This window comes from Bradyrhizobium sp. UBA2491, from assembly GCF_002341725.1.
In the GTDB taxonomy this organism is placed as follows: Bacteria; Pseudomonadota; Alphaproteobacteria; order Rhizobiales; family Xanthobacteraceae; genus Bradyrhizobium.
The window spans coordinates 1-8,624 of record NZ_DDOP01000002.1 but is presented as its reverse complement, the minus strand read 5'-3'; the positions used below and the strand labels follow the sequence as shown (position 1 = coordinate 8,624).

Sequence of the window (8,624 nt, the reverse complement as noted above, 5' to 3'; positions counted from 1 at the left end):
CAGCGCAAGATGCGCACCCAGCAACTCTGGAACTGGATGTATTTCCGCGGCGCCAAGAGTTTTGCCGAGATGACCAACGTCTCGAAGGACATGCGCGCCGAGCTCGAGAAGCATTTTACCGTCGACCGTCCCGAGGTGGTCGCCGAGCAGATCTCCAATGACGGCACCCGCAAATGGCTGCTGCGGCTGCCGAGCGGCGATAAGGTCGAGCGCGCGCACGAGGTCGAGTGCGTCTACATCCCCGAGACCGATCGCGGCACGCTGTGCGTTTCCTCGCAGGTCGGCTGCACGCTGAACTGCTCGTTCTGCCACACCGGAACGCAGCGGCTGGTGCGCAACCTCACTGCCGGCGAGATCGTCGGCCAGGTCATGGTGGCGCGCGACCGGCTCAACGACTGGGCCGATCGCGAGGACGGCACCCGCCGCGTCACCAACATCGTGATGATGGGGATGGGCGAGCCGCTCTACAATTTCGACGCGGTGCGCGATGCGCTGCTGATCGTGGGCGACAATGAAGGCATCGGCATTTCGCGCCGCCGCATCACGCTGTCGACCTCGGGCGTGGTGCCGAACATCAAGCGCACCGGCGAGGAGATCGGCGTGATGCTCGCGATCTCGCTGCATGCGGTGCGCGACGAATTGCGCAACGAGCTGGTGCCGCTGAACCGCAAATATCCGATCAAGGAGCTGTTGCAGGCCTGCCGCGACTATCCCGGCGCCTCGAACGCGCGCCGCATCACCTTCGAATATGTGATGCTCAAGGGCGTCAACGATTCGCTCGATGACGCCAAGCTGCTGGTGAAGCTGCTCAAGGGCATTCCGGCCAAGATCAACCTGATCCCGTTCAATCCGTGGCCGGGCACCGCCTATGAGTGCTCCGACTGGGAGCAGATCGAGAAATTCTCCGAATACATCTTCAACGCCGGCTATTCCTCGCCGGTGCGCACGCCGCGCGGCCGCGACATTCTCGCCGCCTGCGGCCAGCTCAAATCGGAGACCGAAAAGCTCTCCGCCCGCGAGCGCCAGGCGCTGCGCGCGATGGCGATGACGGATTGAGAAGTGGCGTCAGTTTTCCACTATACGGACAGCGGTGGAGCTGTAGGTATACTCACGACGCGGTCTTTGTTTGCCTCGGATAGTCGGTATCTGAACGACTATTCCGAAGGAGCGCTGATCGACACTTTGCTGTCTCCGATCCTTCTTGCTGAGGTCGCTACAGCGACCAAGGAGCTAGTTGAGGCAGGTCTCCTAGACAAGAGATATTATCAAGAACAGGGATCTAAGGCCGATAGCCTCCAGGTGGATGCTCTGTTTCGATCAATCCGGACTGCGACGAACAACATCAGTCCCGTCTACGTTGTGTCGTTTTGTCGACACGAAGAAGGTAGTGAGCAGTTCAAGAATGGTTTGCTGAGTCAGTGGAGAGGCTATGCCGGACGGGGCGGCTTTGCTCTAGAGTTTGATGAGGAAGGGCTGGAAGCTCTAATCAGCCACGAGATCAAACGCTTCTTCTTCGGGCCAGTCGTCCGCCGCGATGTGCTATATGATGATTTTCAGAAACTCTTTGATCCAAAGGACTATGTCGGCCTTGCTCGCGCGATGATCGGAAAGATGTTCCTCGATCCAAAGGTGACTCCGATTGCTGACAAGGAGAACCGCGCTAAGGTCAAGGAAATTGCGGGGAACAAGAATATTGATGAAGCTGTCAGTAAATTCCTTTCGACCGCTCCTTTTCTGAAGAACTCTGGGTTTCACGAAGAGCGCGAATTTCGACTTGCAATAGCCGGCGTCCGACAGGGACGAGTTCCAGCCAAAGCCAAAAAGGATGCGAAGCCCGTCGAATTTAGGGTGAGAGGCGATCTAATCGTTCCATACATTCGGCTGTTTGGTGGTCCGAAGACAAAACTACCAATAAGGTCGATTATCGTCGGCCCGCACCCGCACCAAGAACTTCAGAGGGAGGCGATGAGCCATCTGCTCGAGAATGCCAAGATAGACGCAAGCGTTCGGCTCTCAGAAATTCCATTTAGAGGATCGTAGGGCAATGGCCCTGATCGGCCGCCTGTTCGTCGTCGCCTTCGGCTTCCTGATGGCCTGCTTCTTGGCCGGACTTATCGTGGTGGTCGCGGTGCTGTACCCCGAGATCAGCGATTTCGGCGGCGAGATCGACCAGAGCGCGATCAATATCGTGCTTGGCTTCGGCTTCATTTTCATTTCCGGCTTTGCGCTGTTGCCGGCGCTGATCGTGGTGCTGATCACAGAGGCGTTCTACATCAGGAGCGTGCTGGCCTATGCGATCGGTGGCGCGATCGTCGGCGCCGCCTGCTATCTAGGCCTGGTTCCGTTCGATCCCGACATGATGCAATTCCACGGCATCGTGCGCCGGCACATGGAGATCATGACCGGCGCCGGCATCGTCGCGGGTTTGGTGTACTGGCTGATCGCCGGCCGCACCGCCGGTGCATGGCGCGAGCCGCGGCGCCCGTTACCGCCGCCCCCGCCATTGCCGTCGCAATCGCCGCAGCCGTGATGCTTCCCATGCCCTCCCGCCTCGGCTAAACCGCGCGCCATGAACCGGACTGGACTTTTCATCGCGCTGGCGCTGGCGCTCATCGTCGGCATCCTGTTCGGGATCTATCCCGAACTCGACCTGAAGCTGGCGGCGCTGTTCTACGATGCCGCGCAGAACACCTTCCCCGTCAAGCTCGACGCGGTGGCGCAGTTCGCGCGCGACGCGGCGATGTGGATCGCCTGGGCGTTGGTGCTGCCGGCGATCGTGACCATCGTCTGGAAATTCATCCGGCCCGACCGGCCGATGCTGATGTCGGGCCGCGCCGCGGTGTTCCTGCTTGCCACGATGCTGCTCTCGGCCGGCGTGCTCACCAACTTCACCTTCAAGAATTACTGGGGCCGGCCGCGGCCGGTGTTCGTGACGCAGTTCGGCGGCGATTTGCAATTCATGCCGTGGTGGGACCCGCGTGGCGGCTGCCCGCGCAACTGCTCGTTCTTCTCGGGCGAGGGTGCCACCGCGTTCTGGACCTATGCGCCGGCGGCGCTGACGCCCCCGGCCTGGCGGCCGCTGGCGTTTGCCGGGGCCACCGTGTTCGGTGTCGTCACCAGCGGGCTTCGGATGGCGTTTGGCGGGCATTTCTTCACCGATGTGGCGATCGCCGGCCTGGTGTCCTTCCTGGTGGTCTGGCTGCTCTATGCGCTGATCTACCGCTGGGCCTCGACCCGCGTCACCGACGAGCAGGTCGATGCGGCGCTCACTCGGCTCGCGATGCCCGGCTACCGCTGGATGCAGCGCTGGCGCCGCGGCCAGGCTGAGCCGGCCAAGCCGGAAGCCTGATTAAAGGCGTGCCCCGCCTTCCGAAATTTGATATTCGGCCTCGTCAACCCTCATCGCTTGCGACCGATTGGACCGTCCCATGAGCACGATTCTGAAAAGCCTGCCCACCGGCGAAAAAGTCGGCATCGCATTCTCGGGCGGCCTCGACACCTCGGCGGCGCTGCTCTGGATGAAGCTGAAGGGCGCCAAAGTATTCGCCTACACCGCCAATCTCGGCCAGCCCGACGAGGCCGACTATGACGCGATCCCGCGCAAGGCGATGGATTTCGGCGCCGAAAAGGCCCGCCTGGTCGATTGCCGCATGCAACTCGTCCATGAAGGCATCGCGGCGATCCAGTCCGGCGCGTTCCACATCTCGACCGGCGGCATCACCTATTTCAACACCACGCCGCTCGGTCGCGCGGTGACCGGCACGATGCTGGTCGCGGCGATGCAGGAGGATGGCGTCAACATCTGGGGCGACGGCTCGACCTTCAAGGGCAACGACATCGAGCGCTTCTATCGCTACGGCCTTTTGACCAATCCGTCGCTGCGCATCTACAAGCCGTGGCTCGACCAGCAGTTCATCGACGAGCTCGGCGGCCGCGCCGAGATGTCGGCGTTCATGACCGCGCAGGGCTTCGCCTACAAGATGAGCGCGGAGAAGGCCTACTCGACCGACAGCAACCTGCTCGGCGCGACGCATGAGGCCAAGGATCTCGAAAGCCTGTCGAGCGGCATCACCATCGTCAACCCGATCATGGGCGTGCCGTTCTGGCGCGCCGATTGCAACGTCAAGGCGGAGCAGGTCACGGTGCGCTTCGAGGAGGGCCAGCCGGTCGCGCTGAACGGCAAGAGCTTCGCCGATCCGGTCGCGCTGTTCCTGGAAGCCAACGCGATCGGCGGCCGCCACGGTCTCGGCATGAGCGACCAGATCGAGAACCGGATCATCGAGGCCAAGAGCCGCGGCATCTACGAGGCGCCCGGCATGGCGCTGCTGCACATCGCCTATGAGCGGCTGGTCACCGGCATCCACAACGAGGATACGATCGAGCAGTACCGCATCAACGGCATGCGGCTCGGCCGCCTGCTCTATCAGGGCCGCTGGTTCGACTCGCAGGCCCTGATGCTGCGCGAGACCGCGCAGCGCTGGGTCGCGAGCGCCGTCACCGGCGAGGTGACGCTGGAGCTGCGCCGTGGCAACGACTACTCGATATCAAACACCGAGAGCCCGAACCTGACCTACGCGCCGGAGCGGCTCAGCATGGAGAAGGTCGAGGACGCCGCCTTCTCGCCGGCCGACCGCATCGGCCAGCTCACGATGCGCAACCTCGACATCGCCGACACCCGTGCCAAGCTCGGCCTCTACAACAAGACCGGATTGATTTCGAGCGGCGAAGGCGCGCAGATTTTCCAGCTCAAGAACGACAAGGATTGAGCGTCAACGCAAACTCAGTGTCGTCCCGGCGAAGGCCGGGACCCATAACCACGACCGCCAAATGTTGTGCAACGCTGGGGCCACAGCTCGCCTTAGCGACAACTCCCTGTGGTTATGGGTCCCTGCTTTCGCAGGGACGACGTGGGGAGAGAGCTGGACTTACTTCACCCTGAGCGCATCCAGCAGCGAGCCGAACGCGCGCGCGTAGTCTGTGCCGGTCTTGCCGATATCGGGCCCTGCTGACACCGCGACCGCCGCTTCCGTCACCGCACCCAGCAACAGCCGCGCCAGGGGCTCGATCGGCTGCTTGGCGATCACACCGGCATCCATCGCGGCTGCCAGCGCGAGTGGAAACTTGCCGCCGAAATGCTTGGCGTCGATCTCGCGCCAGCGCTCCCAGCCGAGTACGGCCGGGCCGTCGCGCAAGATGATCTGACCGGTCGGGCCCTTCGCGCATGCCGCGAAATAGCCCTGCGTGCCCGCCGCCATCGCCGCCAGCGGATCGTTCTCGGCGCGCGAGATGCGGTCGAGATCGGCGACCAGGTCGATCGACACCTGTTCGAACACCGCCTCGAACACCGCCTCTTTCGTCGCGAAGTGATGATAAACCGCGCCTTTTGCAACGCGCGCGCCGCTCGCGATGTCGTCCATCGTCGCGGCCGCAAAGCCGCGCTCGCCAAAGATGCGGCGCGCCGCCTTGACGATCGCGGCTCTGGTCTTCTCGCGCCGCTCGGCCTGGGTTGCCATCACCCATCTCTAACCCAGGTTCCGCAGCAGCGCCAGTTGACTTACAGACTATCAGTCGGTAAATACCGACCATCAGTCGGTAAATGGAGATGGCAGATGCCCTCACTCAAAACGCTGCAAGCCTTCGCTGACACGGTCGAGGCCAACGACCATGTCGGCGCGATCAGGAACTTCTACTCGACCGATGCCCGCACCCAGGAGAATGACGGCGAATGGCGCGCCGGCCGCGAGGCGCTGGCGGCGCGCGAGGCGGCCGTGCTCGCGGCAGTCTCCGGCGTCAAGACCACCCGGCTCGGGCCGCTGCTGCTCGACGGCGACCATTCGGCGATCTGCTGGCGGTTCGAATTCACCGGCAAGGACGGCAAGGTCCGCAGCATGGAGGAGGTCGCCTGGCAGACCTGGCGCGGCGAGGAACTGGTCGAGGAGCGCTTCTTCTACGATCCGCAGCAGATGGCGCGCTGACCGGCCGCCGGCCGTTGCGGCAATACGTCCCGGCGCCGCCTCATTGCGGCGTCATCCCCCGGCACTAGCCTCCGCCCCCGCGCGCAGCATTCGCAAGGGCGGAGCATCGAACATGATCAAGTCTATCACCGGCGTGGCCGTCACGCTCTTGCTGTCGGCCGTGCCGGCGCTTGCCCAGACCATCTACCCGATCGATCGGGCCGATATCCTCGCGGGCGCGAAATTCGACTTCAAGGTCGAGCTGCCCGGAATGGTCGAATCAGGCCAGGCTGAAGGTGACGCTGAACGGAGCGGACTACGCCGCGGTGTTCGGCCAAAGCGGCACCTTCACCGCGCGCGAGGCTGGCAAGGAGCAATCGGCACTGATACTGCGCGATGTCTGGCTCGCCACGCCCGGCCCGGTCACCGTCGAAGTCAGCGACGGCACCCAGAGCCGCACCGTGACCTGGACCGTCTACGACACTGGCGCACGCAAGGCGAAGAACGTGATCCTGTTCATCGGCGACGGGATGTCGCCGGCGCATCGCGTCGCCGCACGGCTGCTGTCCAAGGGGATCGCCGAAGGCAAGAGCCGCGGCAAGCTCGCGATCGACGACATGCCGCATATGGCGCTGGTCGCGACCGCAGGCTCGGATTCGATCATCACTGACTCCGCAAATGCCGCGAGCGCCTACGCCACCGGCCACAAGGCCGCGGTCAATGCGCTCGGCGTGTATGCCGATCGGACGCCCGATCCGTTCGACGATCCCAGGGTCGAGACCATTGCGAGCCTTGCCAAACGCCAGGCCGGCCTCGCCGTCGGCCTCGTCACCAACACCGAGGTCGAGGATGCGACGCCGGCGGCGATGGTCGCGCATACCCGCCGCCGCGCTGCCTATGACGCGATCGTCGCGCAGTATTTCGACGCCAGGCCCGACGTGCTGATGGGCGGCGGCTCCGCGAACTTCCTGCCGCAATCCGCGGCCGGATCGAAGCGCAAGGACGAGGTCGATTATCTCGCGCGCTTCCGCGCCGCCGGCTATCCGATTGCGACCACCGCAGGCGAGCTCAACACGCTGGCCGAGAAGCCGGAGACGCGGCGGTTGCTCGGCCTGTTCGCCACCGGCAACATGGACGGCGTGCTCGACCGCAAGTTCCTCAAGGGCGGCGGTGTCAGGAAATCCCCCGAGCAGCCCGACCTGACCGAGCAGGTCAAGGCTGCGCTCGATATTCTTGCGAGGCACGAGTCCGGCTTCTTCCTGATGGTCGAGTCCGGCCTGATCGACAAATACGCCCATCTGCTCGACATGGAGCGCGCGGTCTACGACACCATCATGCTCGACAATGCGGTGCGGCTGGCGAAGGACTGGGCGAAAGCGCGCGGCGACGACACGCTGATCCTGGTCGTGGCCGACCATAACCATCCGAACAGCCTGGTCGGCACCATCAATGACGACATGACCGCGACGCCCAACGTGCCGCTGCGCGAGCGCGTCGGCGTCTACGAGAAGGCCGGCTTCCCGAACTACCCGGCGCCCGATGCCGAGGGCTATCCGTCACGCGTCGATGTCTCCCGGCGGCTTGCGATCTTCTCGGCCAGCCTGCCGGATCACTACGAGACGTTGCGTCCCAAGCTCGACGATCCGAACGAGCCGACCGTGAAGGGCGATCAGGCCGACACCTTCAAGGCCAACGACAAGTACAAGGACGTTCCCGGCGTCGCGCTGCGCTTCGGCAATCTGCCGGCGATGATCGGCGCCAGCGTGCATTCCGGCGAGGACGTCATTCTCACCGCGTCCGGGCCGGGCAGCGAGCGGGTCCGCGGCTCGATGGACAATACCGAGGTGTTTCGCGTGATGGTCGAGGCGCTGGGACTGGGTCTGGGGAAGTGACCTTGCCGTCATTGCGAGCGACGCGAAGCAATCCATCGCACCGCAAGCGGAGAAGTGGATTGCTTCGTCGCTGACGCTCCTCGCAATGACGAGGATAGTAAGCTTGGCCTGCTGGCGTGTGCTGCAAGCCCCCATCAAAAAATGGCCGGGATCGCTCCCGGCCATTTTCGTCTCGTGATGTCTCGCCGGCTCAGCGCGGCGCGGCAGAGGCGGTGCCGCCGTTGAGCAGCGGGGTGATGCGGCGGACGGTGACGCGCCGGTTGATGCGGCTCGGTCCGTCGGTCTGCTCCTTCAGATATTGCGAGCCGTAACCCTGCGAGGTCAGGTTCTCGGCCGGCACGCCGAACTGCTGCGTCAGCAGCTCGGCGGCGGATTGCGCACGACGATCGGACAGCGACAGATTGTCGGTGTCGTTGCCGGTCGCGTCCGTATGGCCTTCGATCAGGAACACCTCGCGCGGATTGCGCTGGATGGCCCGGTTGAGGCCGTCGGCGATCACTTGCAGCCTCGCCGCCTGATCCGGCGGGATGGTCCACGATCCGGAGTCGAAGTTGATCGTGTTGAGGTCGATGCTCGGCATCTGCATGCGGACATTGGGGCTGTAGCGGATCTCTTCGAGCGAGTAGCGCCGATCGATCCGCTGCACCGGCGGAGCCTCCATGGTCTCGTAGATCACGTCCGGCGACGCGTCCTGAGCGTCGACGATGTAGCGATCATAGGGAATGTTGACCACCGGCGGCGGGACGTCGACATAGAAGCCGCCGGTGGTCAACATTCC

General features: G+C 63.8%; 8 protein-coding genes and 1 pseudogene. 7 read left to right on the top strand and 2 right to left on the bottom strand.

The window, feature by feature from the left end:
- The 5 genes from rlmN to argG all read left to right on the top strand — a co-directional run.
- A partial coding sequence (rlmN, locus tag B2W55_RS00645; RefSeq protein ID WP_291532167.1) for a 23S rRNA (adenine(2503)-C(2))-methyltransferase RlmN occupies positions 1-1,056 on the top strand: 1,056 nt, incomplete at its 5' end.
- 3 nt (positions 1,057-1,059) lie between these two features.
- Positions 1,060-2,040, top strand: coding sequence for a DUF2971 domain-containing protein (locus B2W55_RS00640; protein WP_024583178.1), 981 nt, complete (start codon positions 1,060-1,062; stop codon positions 2,038-2,040).
- A gap of 4 nt (positions 2,041-2,044) precedes the next feature.
- Positions 2,045-2,530, top strand: coding sequence for a hypothetical protein (locus tag B2W55_RS00635; RefSeq protein WP_024583179.1), 486 nt, complete (start codon positions 2,045-2,047; stop codon positions 2,528-2,530).
- 39 nt (positions 2,531-2,569) lie between these two features.
- Entirely contained in the window at positions 2,570-3,349 is a 780-nt protein-coding gene (locus B2W55_RS00630) for a phosphatase PAP2 family protein (protein ID WP_024583180.1), read from the top strand.
- 79 nt (positions 3,350-3,428) lie between these two features.
- The gene (gene argG, locus B2W55_RS00625) at positions 3,429-4,766 is read left to right on the top strand and encodes an argininosuccinate synthase (RefSeq protein ID WP_024583181.1); all 1,338 of its coding nucleotides are present in this window, start codon (positions 3,429-3,431) and stop codon (positions 4,764-4,766) included.
- Between the two features lie 159 nt (positions 4,767-4,925).
- Here the strand turns inward: argG and B2W55_RS00620 are convergent, their stop codons facing one another.
- Positions 4,926-5,513: a TetR/AcrR family transcriptional regulator gene (locus B2W55_RS00620; RefSeq protein ID WP_024583182.1), complete on the bottom strand. Its 588-nt coding sequence runs from the start codon at positions 5,511-5,513 to the stop codon at positions 4,926-4,928.
- A 96-nt stretch (positions 5,514-5,609) separates the two neighbouring features.
- Here B2W55_RS00620 and B2W55_RS00615 point away from each other — a divergent pair, with 96 nt between their 5' ends.
- The gene (locus tag B2W55_RS00615; protein WP_024583183.1) at positions 5,610-5,975 is read left to right on the top strand and encodes a hypothetical protein; all 366 of its coding nucleotides are present in this window, start codon (positions 5,610-5,612) and stop codon (positions 5,973-5,975) included.
- Between the two features lie 112 nt (positions 5,976-6,087).
- Positions 6,088-7,846 (top strand): annotated as a pseudogene (locus B2W55_RS00610) (alkaline phosphatase).
- A gap of 190 nt (positions 7,847-8,036) precedes the next feature.
- On the opposite strand, the gene B2W55_RS00605 reads toward B2W55_RS00610, so the two are convergent.
- Positions 8,037-8,624 (bottom strand): OmpA family protein (locus tag B2W55_RS00605; RefSeq protein WP_291532166.1); only part of this gene is annotated, 588 nt, incomplete at its 5' end.